Annotated in this window: 16 protein-coding genes and 2 riboswitches; of the genes, 14 read left to right on the top strand and 2 right to left on the bottom strand. The window is 67.6% G+C overall.

The window, feature by feature from the left end:
• Window positions 1-269: 269 nt before the first annotated feature.
• The 4 genes from ACXZ1E_RS03820 (at window position 270) to gcvP (ending at window position 6,468) form a co-directional block, all read left to right on the top strand.
• Window positions 270-1,442, top strand: a complete 1,173-nt coding sequence (locus ACXZ1E_RS03820) for a MarP family serine protease (protein WP_458042106.1) — start codon at window positions 270-272, stop codon at window positions 1,440-1,442.
• Window positions 1,443-1,645: 203 nt separating this feature from the next.
• Window positions 1,646-1,744: riboswitch (glycine riboswitch) on the top strand.
• Window positions 1,745-1,852, top strand: a riboswitch (glycine riboswitch). It abuts the riboswitch before it with no gap.
• Complete coding sequence (locus ACXZ1E_RS03815) at window positions 1,836-3,143, top strand: glycine cleavage system aminomethyltransferase GcvT (RefSeq protein ID WP_458352037.1); 1,308 nt, start codon at window positions 1,836-1,838, stop codon at window positions 3,141-3,143. It overlaps the preceding riboswitch by 17 nt.
• On the top strand, window positions 3,140-3,523 hold the full coding sequence (gene gcvH, locus ACXZ1E_RS03810) for a glycine cleavage system protein GcvH (protein WP_458042105.1): 384 nt from the start codon (window positions 3,140-3,142) through the stop codon (window positions 3,521-3,523). The genes ACXZ1E_RS03815 and gcvH overlap by 4 nt, the downstream gene beginning before the upstream one ends.
• Window positions 3,520-6,468, top strand: a complete 2,949-nt coding sequence (gene gcvP / locus ACXZ1E_RS03805) for an aminomethyl-transferring glycine dehydrogenase (RefSeq protein WP_458042104.1) — start codon at window positions 3,520-3,522, stop codon at window positions 6,466-6,468. The genes gcvH and gcvP overlap by 4 nt, the downstream gene beginning before the upstream one ends.
• Before the next feature lie 114 nt (window positions 6,469-6,582).
• Here the strand turns inward: gcvP and ACXZ1E_RS03800 are convergent, their stop codons facing one another.
• Window positions 6,583-7,548, bottom strand: a complete 966-nt coding sequence (locus tag ACXZ1E_RS03800) for a hypothetical protein (RefSeq protein WP_458042103.1) — start codon at window positions 7,546-7,548, stop codon at window positions 6,583-6,585.
• 227 nt (window positions 7,549-7,775) lie between these two features.
• Window positions 7,776-8,615: a CPBP family intramembrane glutamic endopeptidase gene (locus ACXZ1E_RS03795; RefSeq protein WP_458042102.1), complete on the bottom strand. Its 840-nt coding sequence runs from the start codon at window positions 8,613-8,615 to the stop codon at window positions 7,776-7,778.
• A 159-nt stretch (window positions 8,616-8,774) separates the two neighbouring features.
• On the opposite strand from ACXZ1E_RS03795, the gene ACXZ1E_RS03790 reads away from it, so the two are divergent.
• From ACXZ1E_RS03790 to ACXZ1E_RS03745, 10 genes are all read left to right on the top strand, one after another.
• Complete coding sequence (locus tag ACXZ1E_RS03790; protein WP_458042101.1) at window positions 8,775-10,403, top strand: peptide ABC transporter substrate-binding protein; 1,629 nt, start codon at window positions 8,775-8,777, stop codon at window positions 10,401-10,403.
• A gap of 155 nt (window positions 10,404-10,558) precedes the next feature.
• Window positions 10,559-11,488 (top strand): ABC transporter permease, encoded by a 930-nt coding sequence (locus tag ACXZ1E_RS03785; protein ID WP_458042100.1) that lies wholly within the window; start codon window positions 10,559-10,561, stop codon window positions 11,486-11,488.
• The gene (locus ACXZ1E_RS03780) at window positions 11,478-12,425 is read left to right on the top strand and encodes an ABC transporter permease (RefSeq protein ID WP_458042099.1); all 948 of its coding nucleotides are present in this window, start codon (window positions 11,478-11,480) and stop codon (window positions 12,423-12,425) included. Before ACXZ1E_RS03785 ends, ACXZ1E_RS03780 begins: the two co-directional genes overlap by 11 nt.
• On the top strand, window positions 12,422-14,068 hold the full coding sequence (locus tag ACXZ1E_RS03775) for a dipeptide ABC transporter ATP-binding protein (protein WP_458042098.1): 1,647 nt from the start codon (window positions 12,422-12,424) through the stop codon (window positions 14,066-14,068). Before ACXZ1E_RS03780 ends, ACXZ1E_RS03775 begins: the two co-directional genes overlap by 4 nt.
• The gene (locus ACXZ1E_RS03770; RefSeq protein ID WP_458352036.1) at window positions 14,065-14,700 is read left to right on the top strand and encodes a hypothetical protein; all 636 of its coding nucleotides are present in this window, start codon (window positions 14,065-14,067) and stop codon (window positions 14,698-14,700) included. The genes ACXZ1E_RS03775 and ACXZ1E_RS03770 overlap by 4 nt, the downstream gene beginning before the upstream one ends.
• A gap of 87 nt (window positions 14,701-14,787) precedes the next feature.
• Entirely contained in the window at window positions 14,788-16,470 is a 1,683-nt protein-coding gene (locus ACXZ1E_RS03765; RefSeq protein ID WP_458042097.1) for an ABC transporter family substrate-binding protein, read from the top strand.
• Window positions 16,471-16,819: 349 nt separating this feature from the next.
• Entirely contained in the window at window positions 16,820-18,724 is a 1,905-nt protein-coding gene (typA, locus tag ACXZ1E_RS03760; protein ID WP_458042096.1) for a translational GTPase TypA, read from the top strand.
• Window positions 18,725-18,871: 147 nt separating this feature from the next.
• On the top strand, window positions 18,872-19,612 hold the full coding sequence (locus tag ACXZ1E_RS03755) for an AzlC family ABC transporter permease (protein ID WP_458042095.1): 741 nt from the start codon (window positions 18,872-18,874) through the stop codon (window positions 19,610-19,612).
• Window positions 19,609-19,923 carry an AzlD domain-containing protein gene (locus ACXZ1E_RS03750; protein ID WP_458042094.1) on the top strand — a complete coding sequence of 105 codons (315 nt, stop codon included), beginning with the start codon at window positions 19,609-19,611 and terminating at the stop codon, window positions 19,921-19,923. Before ACXZ1E_RS03755 ends, ACXZ1E_RS03750 begins: the two co-directional genes overlap by 4 nt.
• A 31-nt stretch (window positions 19,924-19,954) precedes the next feature.
• Entirely contained in the window at window positions 19,955-20,368 is a 414-nt protein-coding gene (locus ACXZ1E_RS03745) for a histidinol dehydrogenase (protein WP_458042093.1), read from the top strand.
• Window positions 20,369-20,396: the final 28 nt, after the last annotated feature.

The raw sequence follows: 20,396 nt of genomic DNA, 5'->3' as shown, positions 1-20,396 counted from the left end.
TCGAAGGCAAACCTCGTGCGACGCCGCCCGCCGCCCGGTGTCCGCTCCCGGCTTGAGCCCCGCTCGTGCCGAAAGCGCCGGTTGATCTCGAGAGCGCCGGTGTTGCCCGCACACAAGGGGCTGGCTCGGCAACATGCGGCGACTTCGACGATCGAGTGGCGAGCAGGCGCGCGGCGACACCTGCCGGGACTTCTCAGCGACGCGATTTATCCTGAGTCCGGCGCCCGGCCGCTCGATGTGCGAGACCGGAGGCGGAGAGGGGCAGGCGCATGCAGGTTGTGGACGTCGTCGTGCTCGTTCTGCTTCTCGTCGCGCTGATCATCGGGTTCCAGCGGGGTCTGCTCGCAAGTCTCGGGACTCTCGTCGGGCTCGGTATCGGAGCCGTCGCGGCGTACTGGCTGATGCCCTTTGTGACGGCCGCTCTGCCCTGGCCCATGTGGCGCGCGCTCGCCGTGATCGTGGCCACGCTGCTGCTGTTGGCCGGATGCGCGGCGCTCGGGTCTGCGGCGGGCAACGCCCTGCGGCGCGGCGTCGACCGCACCCCACTGCGCGGCGTCGATCGCTTGCTGGGCGGGGGGCTGACGCTCGTGGCCGCGGCGCTCGCCGTGTCGCTCGTCGGCTCCGGACTCGCGGCGACCGGAACGCCCGTCGTCTCGACCGCGATCGCCTCGTCGCGCGTACTCACCGTCATCGAGAGCATCGTGCCGCGTCCCCTCCAAGCGGGACTCGCAGAGCTGCGCGGCGCCGTGCTCGGCGACGCAATCCCCACGCTCGGGGGTCTGCTGCTGCCGGGCACCGCGGCGGTCCAGCCCCCCGTGCAGCTCGACGATCCGGAACTCGCGGAGGCCGCGGCATCCGTCGCTCGTATTACCGGAGTGGCATACGCCTGCGGCCTGAGCTCGAGTGGCTCGGGTTTTGTCATCTCCGAGGACCGTGTCGTGACGAACGCTCACGTCGTCGCGGGCGTCGATCGGCCGGTTGTCGAGCTGCCCGGACGCGGGGCGCGCGACGGACGGGTCGTCTACTTCGACCCGGTCGGTGACATTGCGGTGGTGGCCGTCGACGATCTTGACGCGGAACCTCTGGATGTCGCCCCCGTGCTGTCCGCGGGCTCGTCGGCGGCCGTGCAGGGGTATCCGCACGGCGGACCCTTCGAGTCCATGTCGGCCGCGGTCCTCGCGGTGGGGACGGTGCCGGTGCCGGACATCTACGACGAATCCTCGAACCTTCGCGAGATCTACACGCTCGATGCGAATGTGCGGCCCGGCAACTCGGGAGGGCCGCTGCTGACCGCGGATGGCGATGTGGCCGGCCTCGTTTTCGCGCGCGGCGGAGAGCGGGAAAGCCGCGGCTACGCGTCCACGTCCACCGAACTCGCCCCGATCGTCGCGGGCGCCGCGGGATGGCAGAGCCCGGTGTCGTCCGGCACCTGCACCCGCTGACGGGCCCGGCGTCACGCTCCCTGAGCTTGTCGAAGGGAGCAGCGGATCCTCAGTATCGTGCGTAGCTTCGACAGGCTCAGCGACCGATTGCCCGCGCCGCGCCGCTCCACGTGCGTCCCGAGGCCCCGCGGTGGGTATGCTGGCCGCGTCAGACCATCCATGGTCGGCAATAACTGCACGGCGATAACTGAACATCGGCCCTATGACCCCTTGCGGGAGAGCCCCGGCACCGCTTCGCGCCGGGCACCGAAGGAGCAAGCCTCCCCGCCAATCTCTCAGGTATTGCGTACCGCGGGGGTCGGGCCACTCTGGAAAGAGATCCGTTTCGAGCGGATCCGCCGACGGTGAAAACCGAGTCATCCTGATCGATGTCTCGGCGAAACTCTCAGGCACATGACAGAGGGGGAGTTCACCGGGCGTCGATCGGCGCCCGCCCGCACCACCACGGGAGAACTCATGCCAGACCCCACCCCGCCGACAACGGCCCCACCGGGCGATGCCCTGCGCTCGCCGTCCGAGCCTCGGCGCACCGTCCTCGCCGCCGCGCATGAGCGACTCGGCGCATCGTTCACCGACTTCGGCGGATGGTGGATGCCCGTGCGCTATACCTCCGAACTCGCCGAGCACCACGCCGTGCGCACGGCCGCCGGGTTGTTCGACATCTCGCACATGGCCGAGTTCATCGTGAGCGGGGCCCGTGCGGGCGAGTTCCTCGACTATGCCCTGTCGGGTCGTTCGTCGGCTATGCGCGTCGGCAAGGCCTCGTACGGTCTCGTGCTGACCGAGGGCGGTGGAATCGTCGACGACGTCATCGTCTACCGCCTGGCGGAGGGCCACTATGTGGTCATCGTGAACGCCGGGAATCGGGATGCCGTGGCCACCGCACTCGCTGAGCGCGCGGCATCCGTCCCGCCTCCCGCCTCACCGACGCCATCCGAGCCCGACGCCGACTCGTACTTCGGCTTCGTGGCGGGCGCCGCGGGCTTTCGCGTGGAGGATGTGTCCGATGACCTCGCGCTCATCGCGGTGCAGGGCCCGGCTTCGCCCGCGATCCTCGCCGCGACCGAGGGCCTCGGCGAGTTCGCGCCGAGCCTTGACGACCTCGGCTACTACGCCGCCGCGGCCGCACGGTTCGACGGAGCCCCGGTGCTCGTCGCACGGACGGGCTACACCGGCGAGGACGGATTCGAGCTCGCAGTGCCTGTCGCGCGCGCCGAGGAACTGTGGAACGCACTCCTCGCGGCCGGCGAACCGCTCGGACTCGTGCCGGCCGGGCTCGCCGCGCGGGACACCCTCCGGCTCGAGGCCGGAATGCCGCTCTATGGTCACGAGCTGTCGGCGAGCATCCGTCCCGCTCAGGCCGGACTCGCTCGCGCGGTTGCGAGCGACGGAGACTTCGTCGGTCGAGAGGGCGCCAGCGCGCCTTCGGCTCCGGATGCTCGTGTGCTCGTCGGCCTCGCTTCCGAAGGCCGCCGAGCCGGGCGCGCGGGTTATGCCGTGTTCTATGGCGGCGATGCCGTCGCGACCGAGGTGGGCGAGGTCACGAGCGGTGCGCTCAGCCCCACGCTCGGGCATCCCATCGCTCTCGCCTACGTCGACCCGGCCGTTTCGGCGCCGGGGACCGTGCTCCACATAGATGTCCGCGGTACGCGCATCCGCGCGACCGTCACAGCCACCCCGTTCTATCGGAGGAAAAAATGACCGATCTCACCGCCCTGTCCTACACCGCCGAACACGAGTGGATTTCGATCGACGGCGATATCGCGACGGTCGGCATCACCGACTATGCCGCCGAGAAGCTGGGCGACGTCGTGTTCGTCGAGCTCCCGACCGTCGACTCGGGCGTGAGCGCCGGGCAGGTGTGCGGTGAGATCGAATCGACGAAGTCGGTCGGCGAGCTCTACGCGCCGTTGACGGGCGATGTCGTCGCGGTCAACGACGCGGTCGCGGATGACCCGAGCCTGATCAACTCGTCGCCCTTCGAGGACGGGTGGCTGCTGAAGATCCGCATCGACGCGTCCGCGCCGGCCGAGCTGCTCGACCGCGCCGCCTACATCGGCCTGACGGGCCAGGCTTCATGACCGTGTCGCACGGAGAGCCCGCCGGGCGCACGGTGCCGGGCGCTTTCGCCGCGCGCCATATCGGGACGGATGCGGCGGCCCAGGCTGCGATGTTGGATGTCCTCGGGTATCCGAGCGTCGACGCGTTGCTCGATGCCGCCGTGCCGGGCGCAATCCGCGTCCGCGAGCGCACGACGAGCGATATCCCGCCCGCATCGACGGAGGCCGAAGCGCTCGCCGAACTGCGCGAACTGGCCTCGACGAACCGCGCGGCGCGCCCGATGATCGGGCTCGGCTACTACGACACCTTCACGCCGTCGGTCATCCAGAGGAACGTGCTCGAGAATCCGTCCTGGTATACGGCCTACACGCCGTATCAGCCCGAGATCTCGCAGGGTCGGCTCGAGGCCCTCATCACGTTCCAGACGATGGTGACCGACCTGACGGGCCTCGACATCGCCGGCGCGTCCATGCTCGACGAGTCCACCGCCGTGGTCGAGGGGATGCTCGTCGCCCGGCGCGGATCGAAATCGACGTCGAAGGTGTTCTTGGTCGATGCCGACGCGTTGCCGCAGACGCGGGCTCTGCTGGCGTCGCGGGCCACCGCCCTCGGGATCGAGGTGCGGACGATCGACTTCGCTTCAGAGACGGAAGCATCCGTCCTTCCCGAGACCTTCGGCGCGCTCATCCAGTACCCGGGGGCGTCCGGCCGAGTCTGGGACCCGTCTGGCATCATCGCCGCCGTGCAGGCGCAGGGCGGGCTCACGGTCGTCGCGGCAGATCTGCTCGCGCTGACGCTCATCGCCTCGCCCGGCTCGCTCGGCGCGGACATCGCGGCGGGCACGACGCAGCGCTTCGGCGTTCCGCTCGGCTACGGCGGACCGCACGCGGGTTACCTCGCCGTGCGCCAAGGCCTGGCACGCCAGCTGCCGGGTCGCCTGGTTGGTGTCTCTCGCGATGCCGCCGGAAACCCCGCCTACCGTCTCGCGTTGCAGACGCGTGAGCAGCACATCCGTCGCGAAAAGGCGACGTCGAACATCTGCACCGCTCAGGTGCTGCTGGCCGTCATGGCGGCGATGTACACGGTCTATCACGGTCCCGAAGGGCTTCGCGCGATCGCAACGGATGTCGCGGGCAAGGCGGATGCACTCGCCACCGTGCTGCGGGGGTACGGTCTCACGCTCGCGTCGAATTCGTTCTTCGACACACTCCGCGTCTTCGTTCCGGGGGAAGCCGCTCGCGTGATCGAGCGCGCCCGCTCGCGCGGCTACCAACTGCTGTGGGTCGACGACGCGACAGTCGGGGTCTCGGTGGACGAGACCACCACCCCGGCCGATCTGGCCGCGGTCGCCTGGGCATTCGGTCTGCCCGACGGAGCCGTCTCCACCACACCCGAGGGTGCCCGTTCTACGCGCGAGGGTGCCCGTTCCGGCGCCGAAGGTGCCTGTATCGGCGCACTCCCAACCGATCTGCTCCGCGAGGACGAGTACCTGACGCATCCGGTATTCCATGCGCACCGCAGCGAGACCGCGATGATGCGCTATCTGAAGACGCTCGCCGACCGCGACTACGGGCTCGATCGGGGCATGATCCCGCTCGGCTCGTGCACGATGAAGCTCAACGCGGCGACCGAAATGGCGGCCGTGTCGTGGCCCGAGTTCGCGCGGGTGCATCCGTTCGCCCCCGAAGCGGACGTGCGCGGATACCTGGGTCTCATCGAGCAGCTCGAGACCTGGCTCGCCGAGGTCACGGGATACGACGCCGTGTCGCTGCAGCCGAACGCGGGCTCGCAGGGCGAGCTGGCGGGACTTCTCGCGATCCGCGGGTACCACCGTTCGCGCGGCGACCTCGGGCGTGATGTCTGCCTGATCCCGTCCTCGGCGCACGGCACCAATGCGGCATCGGCGGTGCTTGCCGGCATGCGGGTCGTCGTGGTGGCGTGCGACGCGGCGGGCAACGTGGACCTCGGCGACCTGCGCGCCAAGATCGCCGAGCACGCCGCGACCCTCGCGGCGCTGATGATCACGTACCCGTCGACGCACGGCGTGTACGAGCACGATGTGCTCGACATCACGCAGGCCGTGCACGACGCGGGCGGCCAGGTCTACGTCGACGGCGCGAACCTCAACGCCCTGCTCGGGTACGCGCGGTTCGGCGACCTCGGCGGCGATGTGTCGCACCTCAACCTGCACAAGACGTTCGCGATCCCGCACGGCGGCGGCGGGCCGGGCGTCGGGCCGGTCGCGGCGAAAGCGCACCTTGCACCGTTCTTGCCGGGGCATCCGTTCTCGCCGCGTCCCGACCACGCGGGCGGCTTCGTCTTCGACGGTGCGCCGGTTTCGGGCGCGCCGCACGGGTCGGCGGGGATCCTCCCGGTGTCGTGGGCCTACGTGCGGATGATGGGGGCCGAGGGGTTGCGGGATGCCACGGCCGCCGCGGTGCTCGCCGCCAACTACGTCGCGGCGCGGCTGCGTGCCCACTTCCCCGTGCTGTACACGGGCGAGAACGGGCTGGTCGCGCACGAGTGCATCCTCGACCTGCGGCCTCTTCGCGAAGCGACGGGGATCACGGTAGACGATGTGGCGAAGCGTCTGATCGACTACGGGTTCCATGCGCCGACGATGTCGTTCCCCGTAGCGGGGACGCTCATGGTCGAGCCGACCGAGAGCGAGGACCTGGCCGAACTCGAGCGGTTCGTCGAGGCGATGATCGCGATCCACGCCGAAGCGCATTCCGTCGCGGCGGGGGGGTGGCCGGCGGATGACAACCCGCTGGTGAACGCCCCGCATACGGCCGAGTCGGCGATTGCGGGTGAGTGGGAGCATCCGTATTCCCGCGAGCGCGCGGTGTACCCGACGCACGCGCTGGTGCGGAACAAGTACTGGCCGCCGGTGCGCCGAGTGGACAACGCGTGGGGTGACCGCAACCTCGCGTGCGCCTGCCCGCCGGTCGAGGCCTTCGCCTAGCCCCCGCCCACCTCGCCCCGCCCTCGAACCGGCAGATCCGTCGCGAACCTTGACGGAATCCGCACCGGTTCGCGACAAATCTGCCGGTTCGGTGAGAGATGGGCGGGGTGGAGGTCAGGGGGTGCGGCCGCGGAGCGTCGCGAGCATCGCGGTGTTCGGCGGACCGATGACCGGCAGCCCCGCGGCGAGCAGCTTCGCTCGCACGGGCCTCACGCGGTGGGCATCGCTCCAGTCCCATCGGGCGAATCCCCGGCTTTGACGACGCAATCGATCTTCGCGGAGCTTCTCCGCGACGATGGTTCGTACTGCCTCGGTCGCCGTGTGGGCCGCATACTTCCCGTACCCGTCCGATTCGCCGATGATTCGATGATCCGGCCACCAGAAGTCGGTTCGATCCTCGCGGCCCTCCGACCAGAACCTCTGCTGCAGCGTCGGTACGGGAAATCCGAGCCAATGGATCACGGCGCGACTCACGGATTCGCCGACCGACTCCGAGTGCGCATCGGCGAACTCGAACGCCCACGCCAGCTTCCGCGTGCCCCGTCGGTTGCTGTCGGAGGCAACAATCGCGCTCAGGGCGTCGAGGGACACCCCCATATGCAGCGCGGCATCCACAAGAGCCAGCCCGTACGCCGGCGGTAACGCTCGTGCCGTGTCAACGATCGTCTCGAGTAGTCCCGTTGCGAGTGCATCCTCGCCCTCCATGCGAACCGCTGCGCGAGGGGTCTTCGAGGCGTGCACGACGACATCGCCGAACGTCGTTGTCGCTCTCGCTTGCCCGTCGAAGAGATGAATGTGGGATGCCTCGCCGAAAAGTGGCAGACCGTGTAGAGCGGCTGCCGACTCGCGGAAGAACAACGCATCCGGGAAAGCCAAGACGGCGGCATGAACGCGCTCTCGATAGCGCTCGTATGGCTTGAGGTCTGCCCACCAGTCCGCCGGAGCGTAGACGCCGGGTCGCACCGCGACGAGCTCTCCGCGATGGGCTCGCGCGTAGAGCCGATCGCCAAGTTGCCGTTGATCGCGGGAGAGCAGCAGCGGGGATGCTGTGCGTTGCGGCGCTCGAGGTGGTGTTCGCATCCGCCCACCTTGGTGAGCTGGCGACCGTCCGCCGGTCCCTCGGTCGCGATCGGCGGAAACACCGGACGATCCCCGTCCGGTGGAGGACCCGTGTGCTGCGTCCGCCCTCCCGCCCCGTCTCCGTGCGCGAACCGGCAATTGCGTCGCGAACCGGAACGGAATCCGGCCCGGCTCGCGACGAATGTGCCGGTTCGGGGAAAGTGGCGCGGGGCGCGGGGGCCGGCGGGTTAGGGGGTCGGGGTCGGCGACAGGGATCCGGTCGGCGCGGGCGACGGGCCGGCGGGAACCCCGAAAACCCCGGGCCACAGGGCTGCGGCCAGCGGGTACCCCACGAACGCGATCACGTTGATCAGCGTGTGGGCGATAACGAGCGGCATGACGCGCCCCCAGCGCCGGTAACACCAGCCGAACACGACGCCCATCACGAAGTTGCCGATCATCGGACCGAACCCCTGGTACGCGTGGTACGCCGCACGCAGCGCAGCGGTCGACAGGATGATCGTCCACCACCCCCACCCGAGCCGACGCAGCCGGTCGAACAGGTACCCGATGAAGATGACCTCTTCGGTCAGGCCGGCGCGCACGGCCGCGAGCAGCAGCAGGGGAATCGTCCACCACGAAGCATCCAATGGCGAAGCATCCACCTGCACGGTGATCCCGAGCGCCCGCCCGAGCGCATAGAGCCCCAGACCCGGCACGCCGATCACGACGATGAGCAGAACACCGCGCCCGAAGTCTCCACCGAAGCGACGGAAGTCGAGCCCGATGCGCGTGAATGCCGATTTCCCCGGCTCCCACAGCAGCCAGATCGCGAGCGCCACCGGCACCAGCGCGAAGAACTGCGACAGGAACTGGTAGAGCACGGGCCAGAATTCGGATACGGAAGCCCCCGGGTTGACCGAGGTCGACTGCTGACCGAGCGACTCCTCGCGCTCCAACGACTGCACGAGTTGCAGCACCGAATAGAGAGCCGAGCGTCCGACCGATAGGGCCAGTACGATGCCGATCTCCCACCACAGTCGAACCCGTGCGCTGCGGTCGAGTGATGTAGGGCTGGCGGGATCCACTTCCACAGATTGCCATATAGATGGCAGCTTGAGTTAAGGCTATGTAACGGTTTTGCTCATGATTTGGAGCAATCGGACCAGGATGCCTAGGGTTTCCCTATCCCGCGCAGAATCACAACTATGACCCTGCGCGTAACAGCACTCTTAACAGGAGGACAAGTGAAGCGCAACAAGATTGCCCTGTCGGGGATCGCGCTCCTCGCCGTCGGAGGGCTCACGCTCGCCGGCTGCGCGAGCAGCGATGACTCGGGCGACACCGACGGTGGCGGCGCAAGCGACGCGATCATCACCACGAACGGTTCTGAGCCGGAGAACCCGCTCATCCCCACGACGACCAACGAGGTCGGCGGCGGCAAGATCCTCGACGCGATCTTCGCGGGCCTGGTCTCGTACGAGGCGGATGGTTCGCCCGTCAACGACATGGCGGAAGAGATCACGGTCGATGACCCGCAGAACCTCACGGTGAAGATCAAGGAAGGTCAGACCTTCACGGACGGCGAGGAAGTCACCGCCGACAACTTCATCAAGGCATGGAACTACGGTGCGCTCGCATCGAACGAGCAGCTGAACAGCTACTTCTTCGAGGACATCGAGGGCTTCAGCTACGACGAGGACTCGGAACTCACGGGCCTCGAACAGGTCGATGACTACACCTTCACGATCGCGCTGAACAAGCCCGCCTCGGACTTCGCGCTGCGCCTGGGCTACTCGGCCTTCTACCCGTTGCCGGATGTCGCGTTCGACGACATGGCCGCATTCGGTGAGAACCCGATCGGCAACGGCCCGTACATGCTCGACGGTGAGGGCGCGTGGCAGCACGACGTGCAGATCGACCTCGTCAAGAACCCCGACTACCAGGGGGTGCGTGAGGTGCAGAACGGTGGCCTGACCATCGTCTTCTACGCGTCGCAGGATGCGTCGTACGCCGACCTGCTTGCGGGCGAGGTCGACGTCGTCGACCAGATCCCGACGGGCGCGCTCGCGACCTTCGAGTCCGACCTCGAGGGCGTCGGCGGCACGGCTGTCAACCAGCCCGCCGCGGTCTTCCAGTCCTTCACGGTGCCGGAGTACCTCCCGCACTTCGAGGGCGAAGAGGGTCAGCTCCGTCGTCAGGCGATCTCGATGGCCATTAACCGTCCCGAGATCACCGACGTGATCTTCGAGGGCAGCCGCACGCCGGCGAGCGACTTCACGTCGCCCGTCATCGACGGATGGTCGGACTCGCTCGAGGGCGCCGAGGTGCTCGAATACAACGAGGAGGAGGCGCAGGCGCTCTGGGCCGAGGCTGACGCCATCTCGCCGTGGGAGGGTACGTTCCAGATCGCGTACAACTCCGACGGTGGCCACCAGGCCTGGGTCGACGCTGTGACCAACTCGATCAAGAACGTGCTCGGCATCGAGGCGTCGGGTGCTCCCTATCCGACCTTCGCCGAACTGCGCGAGCTCGTCAACTCCCGCACGATTACCACCGCGTTCCGCACCGGATGGCAGGCCGACTACCCCGGTCTGTACAACTTCCTCGGACCGCTGTACGCGACCAACGCGGGCTCGAACGACGGCGACTACTCGAACGAAGAGTTCGACGCGCTGCTCACCGAAGGCATCTCGTCCACGGACCCGGATGAGGCCAACGACCTGTTCCAGCAGGCACAGTCGATCCTGCTGCAGGACCTGCCCGCCACGCCGCTCTGGTACTCCAACGTGACCGGTGGCTACACCGAGATGGTCCAGAACGTCGAATTCGGCTGGAACTCGGTTCCGCTGTACCACGAGATCACCAAGGGTTAACTCCCGATCTGACTCGCGAGGCGGTGGCGGCGACGTCACCGCCTCGCGACATGTTCCCCAGGGCTCGCGTTCGCCCACCCGACGCGGCACGATGCTCTTAGCGGGTTAGCGCGCCAACAGGGTAAGCGCTCGCCCCGTATCCGGAGGGAGTGAGGGTGCTCGCGTACATCCTCAGACGACTGCTGCAGGTGATACCCGTGTTCTTCGGGGCGACGCTGCTGATCTATTTCATGGTCTTTGCCATGCCCGGGGATCCGATCCTCGCCCTTTTCGGCGACCGGACCCCGAACCCCACTCTGCTCGCTCAGATTCGAGAGCAATACCACCTCGACGACCCGTTCCTGGTGCAGTACTTCTACTACATCACCGGTGTGCTGCGGGGCGACTTCGGCGTCAGCTTCTCGGGTCAGCCGGTCGGCGACATCCTGTTGCGCACCTTCCCGGTGACGGCGCGACTCGCGATCATGGCGCTTGTCATCGAATTCGCGCTGGCCATCATCATCGGCACCTTCTCGGCTCTGCGGAAGGGCAAGCTGTTCGACAACGCATCGCTCGTCGTCGCGTTGGTCTTCGTCGCAGTGCCGATCTTCGTGCTCGCCTTCCTCGCGCAGTATTTCCTGGCTATCCAGCTCGGCTGGTTCCGACCCACGGTCGGGGCGCGGAACGGATGGCTCGACCTGCTGCTCCCGGCCATCGTGCTGGGGGTGAGCCTGTACGCCACGAGCATGCGATTGATGCGTGCCTCGACCATCGACACACTCAATCAGGACTGGGTACGCACCGCGTATAGCAAGGGCCTGTCGCGGCGACGCGTTGTGCCCGTGCACGTCGTGCGCAATTCGCTGTTGCCCGTCATCACGAACTCGGCCACCAATTTCGGTGTGCTGTTGGTCGGTGCGACCGTTACCGAGGGTATTTTCAACGTCCCCGGTGTCGGAAACACGCTGTATGAGGCCATCACGCGTCAGGAGGGTCCCACCGTGGTCTCGTTCGTGACCGTCTTCGTGGTCGTCTACGTGCTCGTCAATCTCGTTGTCGACCTGCTCTACGGTCTGCTTGACCCGAGGATCCGCTATGCCAAGTGATCTCACTCCTGCCCCGCACTTCGTCGCCCCTGTTCGCGACGCCACGATCAAGGTCGATGAGGTCAAGGTTGCCGCGAAGCGCAGCAACCTGTGGCTCGATGCCTGGCGAGACATGCGTCGCCGGCCGACTTTCTGGGTGTCGAGCGTTGTCGTCGTGATCATCGTGATCATGGCTTTCGCGCCGACCCTGTTCACGCAAGTCCCGCCGAACTCACAGTGCTTCCTCGAGAACAGCAACGGTGGACCGGCCGCAGGCCACCCGCTCGGCTACACGTTCCAGGGTTGTGATGTCTGGTCGCGCATCGTCTGGGGCGCGCGCACCTCGATCTCGGTCGGCCTGATCGCCACCGTCATCGGCACGGTCGTGGGCCTGATCTTCGGCGCACTTGCCGGCTTCTACGGCGGATGGCTCGACTCGCTGCTCTCGCGCATCGGCGACATCTTCTTCGCCATCCCCTACATCCTCGCCGCGATCGTCGTCATGAGCGTCTTTTCGCAGAACCGCACGGTCTTCACGCTCGCTTTCGCGATCGGTGGGTTTGCCTGGGCGTCGACGGCGCGCATCATCCGGGCCGAGATCCTGCGTGTGCGCCAGGCGGACTTCGTGATGGCGTCTCGCGCGCTCGGCCAGTCGCGTTTCCGGACGCTCGTTGCGCACGTCGTCCCGAACGCCCTTCCCCCCGTGCTGGTCGTCGCCACGATCTCGCTCGCGGCTGCCATTGTCGCCGAGGCGACACTCGCGTTCCTTGGTGTGGGCCTCGGGAGCGGGACCATGTCGTGGGGTAACGACATCAGCCAGGCGCAGCAGTCCCTGCGTGTCGCGCCGATGGCACTGATCTATCCGTCGATCGCGCTCACGGTCACCGTGCTCGCCTTCATCGTGCTCGGCGAGCTTCTCCGAGATGCCATCGACCCGAAGGCGAGGGCCCGCCGATGAGCGAGCGCACCGACGTCCCGCTTCTCAGCATCCGCGACCTGACCGTCGCATTCGGTGCGAACGAAGTGCTGCACGGCGTGAGCCTGGACATCTTCCCCGGCGAGACCGTCGCAATCGTGGGGGAGTCCGGCTCGGGCAAGTCCACGACCGCCTCGGCTGTCGTCAACCTCCTCCCGGGCAACGGTCTGGTGACAGGCGGGAGCATCAAGCTCGACGGCCGCGAACTCACCGACCTCAACGCCACGCAGATGGAGCGCATCCGCGGGCGTGAGATCGGCTACGTCCCGCAGGACCCGATGTCGAACCTGAACCCGGTGTGGAGCATCGGCTTCCAGGTGAAGGAAGCGATCCGGGCTAACGGGATCGCGTCCGACCGAAAGGACGTCGAGGCGCGTGCGATCGAGGTTCTGAAGCAGGCGGGACTTCCGGATGCTGCCAAGCGCATGCACCAGTTCCCGCACCAGTTCTCCGGGGGTATGCGCCAGCGTGCCCTGATCGGCATCGGTCTGGCCGCCGACCCGAAGCTTCTGATCGCAGACGAACCGACGTCGGCCCTCGACGTCACCGTGCAGCGGGTGATTCTCGACCACATGGCCACGCTGACGCGAGACAAGGGCACGTCGGTGCTCCTCATCACGCATGACCTGGGCCTCGCCGCCGAGCGGGCCGAGAAGATCGTCGTGATGAATCGGGGTGAGATCGTCGAGATGGGCCCGAGCCGCGAGATTCTCGAGAACCCGCTGCATCCGTACACCCAGCGTCTCGTCGCCGCGGCGCCGAGCCTGGCGTCCAAGCGCATCCAGACGCGCCCGCGCGAACAGGCCAGCGCGAATGCTGCGCCGGCCGCTCCCGCGATCGAGGTCCGCGACCTCGTCAAGGAGTACAAGATCCGCCTCGGTGGCTTCCGCAGCGAAGCCTTCCGTGCCGTCGACGGCGTCTCGTTCCAGATTCCGCGCGGCAAGACGCTCGCCCTGGTGGGGGAGTCCGGCTCGGGCAAGTCCACCGTGGCGAAGATGGTGCTGAAGCTCGAGGATCCGACGTCGGGCGATGTGTTCATCGACGGCCAGGACATCGCGAAGCTCAGTGGCCGCGAGGTTTTCCGTGTGCGTCGGCAGATGCAGCCGGTCTTCCAGGACCCGTACGGATCGCTCGATCCGCTCCGCAACATCGGCAACACCATCTCGGAGCCCCTCAACATCCACAAGGTGGGCGACCGCGCGTCGCGTCGAGCTCGTGTGGCAGAGCTGTTGGACCAGGTCTCTCTTCCGCAGTCGCTGGAGTCGCGCTATCCGAACGAGCTCTCGGGTGGGCAGAGGCAGCGCGTCGCGATCGCGCGCGCTCTCGCGCTCAAGCCGGATGTCGTCGTGCTCGACGAAGCCGTCTCGGCACTCGACGTGCTGGTGCAGGATCAGATCCTGCAGCTGCTCGCCGAGTTGCAGAGCGAACTCGGGCTGACGTACCTGTTCATCACGCACGACCTGGCCGTCGTCCGCGTCGCCGCCGACATGGTGTGCGTCATGGAGCGCGGCAAGGTCGTCGAACAGGGCACGGTGGATGAGATCTTCGCGAATCCCGCCGAGGAGTACACGCGGCGACTGCTCGCGGCGATCCCGGGTGCATCGATTCCGCTGGGCGGCGTGTGACGGGCATGTCCTCGCCGTCTGCGCCGAACGAACCTGTCGGCGGACGCAGGGATGTGCGGGTCTTCCGCGCCCCCTCAGCCACGATCGGGGCGATCGCCGGAGCCGTTGTCGCCCTGGCGCTGCTGGTCGACGCGGCCGTGCGTGCCGGGCTGGGCGAGATGATGTTGCTGGCGCCCTGGGTGCTGCTGGTGCTCTGGTTCGTTTACGTGCTGGTCTACGCCCCGCACATCCGGACGGATTCCGAGGGCGTTCGCGTGCACAACCTGTTGCGGATCGTGGAGTTTCCCTGGAGCGCCGTGCGCGACATCGAGCTGCGCTGGCAGGTGCGCTTCGGCCTGAGTTCGGGCGAGAACATCGCGAGTTTCGGCGGTCCAGTCGCCGGACGGCCCGCCCGGCCGGGACTTCGTCTCGGTGGGGGAGAGCGGCGCGAGCCTCCCGCCCTGCGTGACGTGGAGCTGATACGCGAACAGTGGATCTCGGCGACGGAGGGTGATCCCGTGCCTGAGCTGCCGGCGCCGGAGGCCGCGCGTTCAGCATCCGTCGTCCGTCGCAGCTGGGACGTTCCGGCTCTGATCGCGCTCGTCGCCATCGCCATCTGGGCCGTGGTAGCAGTGCTTGTCGCGCACCCGTAGACCTGACGGGTCCGTCTGGCAAGCGACGCGAGCGGATCCGCTGCTTACGGACCTCGGTGTTACTTTGGCGGGAGGAGATAACAGCCCATGAGAATCGCGAGAGCGCTCGGCCTCAGTGGCGCGGTCGCCACCCTTTCACTTACGCTGACCGGCTGCATCGGCGGCGGAACGATCCTTCCGAGCGACGGGCCCACGCCTCCTCCTCCTCCGTCGGAGCTGCCCGCCACGGCCTGGACTCGTGCCGATGCCGCGAGCGTGTCCGAAGGCGGCGACCTGCACCTGGCCGTGACATCCTTCCCGCTGACGTTCAACACCTATCTCGCCTCGGGCATCGAGGCTGACACGCGGTCGATCGTCGCGCCGACGACAGGTGGGCCGCTCATCATCGACGAGTACGGGGTAGCCGAGCTGGACGAAGACTACGCATCTTCCGTTGAAGTGACGAGCCGAGACCCATTGGTTGTCGAGATCGAGTTGAATCCGAGCGCGGTCTGGGAGGACGGCACGCCCATCACCGTCGCCGACTACGAAGCGACCTGGCGGGCTCTCAACGGTGTTGACGACACCTACCGACCGGCGTCGACGGTGGGCTATGAGGACATCGCCTCCGTGCAGGCGGGAGCGGACGAGTTTGACGTCCTGGTGACCTTCTCGCGGCCCTTCGTCGATTGGGAGAGTCTGCTGACGGGCGTGGTCAAGGAGAGCATCGCGAGCGACCCCGCCGTCTTCAACGAGGGGTTCGATGCGATAGGCATGCCATCGAGCGGACCCTTCGTCTTCACCGAGATCGACTCCGACGCGCAGGTCGTAATTCTCGAGCGCAACCCGCTCTGGTGGGGCGAGACCCCCAAGCTCGACCGCATCCTGTTCAAGGCTGTGAGCCAGGACCAGCAGGGTTCGTCGTTCGCGAACGGTGAGGTCGACGCTCTCTATATCTCGTCGAACGCCGACCTCTACGAGACCGCGCAGACGGTCGACGGCGCTGACATCCAGGCCACGAACGGCCTGACGTGGACCCACGTCACGATGAACGCCAAGGAGGGCCCGCTCTCCGACGTCAACGTGCGCAAGGCGGTCGCCTCGATCGTCAACCGCGAGCAGATCTCGGCAGCGGCCAACACGCCGGTCGGAGTGCCTGCTGTCACGCAGGGCGACTATATCTTCATGGCTGGTCAGGAAGGCTACGAAGACGCGGCTCTGCCGTATGACACCGAAGCGGGTGCGGCGTTCCTCGAAGAGGCCGGCTACAGCAAGGACGGCGACTCGTGGGTGAAGGACGGCGAGCCGCTCGAGCTCAGCGTCACCGTTCCCGCCGACACCGCGACGAACATCCAGCGCGCCGAGCAGGTCCAGGCCGACCTCGGTGAGTTCGGGATCCCCGTCGAGCTCGTCTCGGTTCCTGTCGCCGGCTACTTCAGCGACTACGTGATCCCGGGCGACTTCGAGATGGTCAGCTTCTCGTGGGTCGGAACCGCGTTCCCGATCTCGTCATCGGAACCGCTGTTCTACCCGCTGGACTCCGAGCAGAACTTCACCGCCACGACCGATGAAGCGCTCGGTGACCTGTGGGATCAGGCAAACGCCGAACTCGACCCCGAAGCGCGCATCGAGATCGCAAACGAGATCAACGAGACCATCTGGGGCTACGTCCCGATGTTCCCGATCGCGCCGCTCCCGAACGTGTGGGCCGTGCAGGACGGTCTCGTCAACTACGGCGCGACGCAGTTCGAGACGATCGACTGGACGCTCGTGGGCTGGGCCGCCGAGTAATCTGCGCTCATTGTCCGGGCGGGGCGGGATCCTTCGGGGTCTCGCCCCGCTCTCGTTCTCACCGCGAGGGTGCCCGTTTCCACCGCGAGGGTGCCCGTTTCCACCACGAGGGTGCCCTTTTCCACCACGAGAGTGGGAACTGGGCTAGACAAGAGGCACCCTCGCGCAAACAAAGGGGCACCCTCGCGGGAACAAAGAGGCACCCTCGCGCGGAGCCCAACAGGGCGCTCGCCGGGCTCACAGCCGCCTGCGATAGGCTCAGGGGGATTGGACCCTTCGACATCGGCTGTTGAGCCTGTCGAACACAGGGACCGTCTCTCACACTTCCCATCACTGCAAGGACCTTTTCATGGCGCGTGCCTTTCGTTCCGATCTCCGCAATGTCGCGATCGTCGCGCACGTCGACCACGGCAAGACCACCCTCGTCGACGCCATGCTCCGCCAGACCGGATCGTTCGGTTCGCACGAGCACACCGAAGAGCGCGCGATGGACTCGAACGACCTCGAGCGCGAAAAGGGCATCACGATCCTCGCGAAGAACACGGCGGTCACCTACAAGGGTGTGCATGCGACCGATGGTCCCGTCACGATCAACGTGATCGACACCCCGGGCCACGCCGACTTCGGCGGCGAGGTCGAGCGCGGCCTGTCCATGGTCGACGGTGTCGTGCTGCTGGTGGATGCCTCTGAAGGGCCCCTCCCGCAGACCCGGTTCGTGCTCCGCAAGGCACTCGAGGCCAAGCTCCCCGTCATCCTCTTGGTCAACAAGACCGACCGCCCCGACGCGCGTATCGCCGAGGTTGAAGAGGAGAGCCACGACCTGCTGCTCGGGCTCGCGTCCGACCTCGTCGACGACGTGCCCGACCTCGATGTCGATGCCCTGCTCGACGTGCCGGTGGTCTACGCCAGCGGTCGCGCGGGCGCTGCCTCGCTCAACCGTCCCGCCAACGGTGACCTGCCCGACAACGACGACCTCGAGCCCCTGTTCGGTGCGATCCTCGAGCACGTTCCGGCGCCGTCCTACGAGGACGACGCCCCGCTGCAGGCGTGGGTCACGAACCTCGACTCGAGCCCCTTCCTCGGCCGCCTCGCGCTGCTGCGCGTCTTCAACGGCACGCTGAAGAAGGGCCAGACGGTCGCGTGGGTGCGAGCGGATGGTTCGACCAGCAACGCTCGCATCACCGAGCTGTTCAAGACCCGCGCGCTCGAGCGCTACCCTGCCGACGACGCCGGTCCCGGCGACATCGTCGCTATCGCGGGCTTCCCCGACATCACGATCGGTGAGACGATCGCCGATCCCGACGACATCCGTCCCCTCCGGGCCATCACGGTCGACGACCCGGCGATCTCGATGACGATCGGCACCAACACCTCGCCGCTCGTCGGCAAGGTCAAGGGCCACAAGCTCACGGCGCGCATGGTCAAGGACCGCCTCGACCGCGAGCTGATCGGCAACGTCTCGCTCAAGGTCCTCGACATCGGACGCCCGGATGCCTGGGAGGTGCAGGGTCGCGGAGAGCTGGCCCTCGCCATCCTGGTCGAGAACATGCGCCGCGAAGGCTTCGAGCTCACCGTCGGTAAGCCCCAGGTGGTCACGAAGCAGGTCGACGGCAAGACGCACGAGCCGTTCGAGCACCTGACGATCGACGCACCCGAGGAGTACCTCGGCGCGATCACGCAGCTGCTCGCGACCCGCAAGGGCCGCATGGACAGCATGTCCAACCACGGCACCGGCTGGGTGCGGATGGAGTTCATCGTTCCCTCGCGCGGCCTGATCGGCTTCCGCACGGAGTTCCTGACCACGACCCGCGGCACGGGTATCGCGAACGCGATCTCGCACGGCTACGAGCCCTGGGCCGGTGCGATCGTCACGCGCCAGAACGGGTCGATCGTCTCCGACCGCTCGGGTGTCGTCACCCCCTTCGCGATCATTGCGCTGCAAGAGCGCATGTCGTTCTTCGTTCAGCCCACGCAAGAGGTCTACGAGGGCATGGTCGTCGGCGAGAACTCGCGTGCCGATGACATGGACGTCAACATCACGAAAGAGAAGAAGCTCACCAACATGCGTGCCGCGAGCTCCGACACCTTCGAGTCGATGACGCCGCCGCGCCTGCTGACGCTGGAAGAGAGCCTCGAGTTCGCCCGCGACGACGAATGCGTCGAGGTGACGCCCGAGATCGTCCGCATCCGCAAGGTTGCTCTCGACGCGAACGAGCGCGCCCGCGCCACGGCACGCCTCAAGCGCCAGGGCTGAGCTTCACCGCCTCCGGAGGATTTCGGCGCCGGGGGAGGGCGGCTGCATACGCAGAGTCCTCCTTTCGCGCCGAAGTCCTCTCGCCGCGGGCCACCGGGTCGTGATCGGACCGCGAGCGCGAACGCTCGACGCGGATACGCTCGGGGTATGCGTGCCCCCCCGGATCCCGAGGCCCGGCGTGCCCGCCGACAGGCGCTCGGGGTCGCGCTCGCGACCAGCGTCTACGGGGTTTCGTTCGGTGCGCTCTCGGTGGCGTCCGGGCTCGACGTCTGGCAGACGTGCGTGCTGAGCCTCGTGATGTTCACGGGCGGTTCGCAGTTCGCGTTCGTCGGCGTGATCGGGGCCGGCGGACTCGCGGCGGCGCCCGCGGCGATCGCCTCGGCCGCGCTGCTCGGGGTGCGCAACGTCGCGTACGGAATGCGGATGTCTCCGGTCATCGGCCGCGGAGTCCTCACCCGCGCCGGGGCAGCGCACTTCACGATCGACGAGTCGACCGCCGTCTCGCTGGCCCAGACCACGCCCCACGCCCGCACGCTCGGTTTCTGGCTGACGGGAATCGGGATATACCTCGGCTGGAACGTCACGACCTTGCTGGGAGCCCTGCTCGGCGATGTTCTCGGCGATCCGCGGGCCTACGGCCTCGACGCGGCGGCGGCCGCCGCTTTCCTCGCCCTTCTCTGGCCGCGTCTGCGGGGCCGACAGGCGATCGCGGTCGGTGCGGCTGCGGCCGTCGTCGCAACGGCCCTGACACCCGGTCTGATGCCCGGACTGCCGGTTTTGCTCGCGGCGATAGTTGCGATCGTCGTGGGCTGGTTCAACTGGCTCGGACGGAACGACCTGCCCCCGCCGGAGCCGCTCGACGTGGCCGAACGTGAGGGACTGCCATGACGCTCTGGACCGCGGTGCTGCTCGCATCCGTCATCTGTCTCGCCCTCAAAGCGGTCGGGTACCTCTTACCCGCGGCGTGGGTGCAGGCCCCCCGGCCCGCGCGAATCGCCGACCTGCTCACCGTCGCATTGCTCGCCGCCCTGGTCGCCGTGCAGACCCTCGGCGCGGGCCAGGCACTCGCCGTAGATGCGCGGGTGCCTGCCGTGCTCGTCGCCGGAGGTTTGCTCGCCATCCGCGCTCCCTTCCTGGTGGTGGTCGCGGCGGCAGCAGTGACGGCAGCCTTGCTGAGGCTCGCGGGCTGGGCCGTCTGAGCCCTGACTCAGGCGGGGTATCGTCGAGCCCATGCCGAAGTTCGTCTCACGTATCCCGACGTTGTTCATCGCCGCGCTCGCGGGCGCCGTATTCGGCGTCGTAGGCACGGTCGCCCACGCGGCGACGATCTGGGGCATTCCGGTCGGCCTCGTCTTGGGTATCGTCGGCGCCGCGGCGCTGATGCTCGCCATCCGTCTGCTCGCCGATCGGTGGGCCTCGGTCGCCGCCGGCGTGGGGATAACGCTGGCCGTCATCGTGTTCTCGGGGGAGGGGCCCGGCGGATCCGTCATCGCCCCCGCTGGCATGGCCGCGGTGGTGTGGACGGTCGCGTGTCCACTCGTCGCCGTGCTGATCGTGGCCTGGCCCGAGTTCCCGACGTCGACCCGGCCCGCCGCAGTCTCGGCGGTCGACGCGTCCGTCGACGGCGGCGCCGGCCGGATCTGAGGTCGTCCACGCCGACATAGACTGGTCG

This window comes from Pacificispira sp. HM-600 (genome assembly GCF_977993705.1).
Note: the sequence above shows the minus strand (reverse complement) of the source record. Positions and strands in the feature narration are given on the sequence as shown.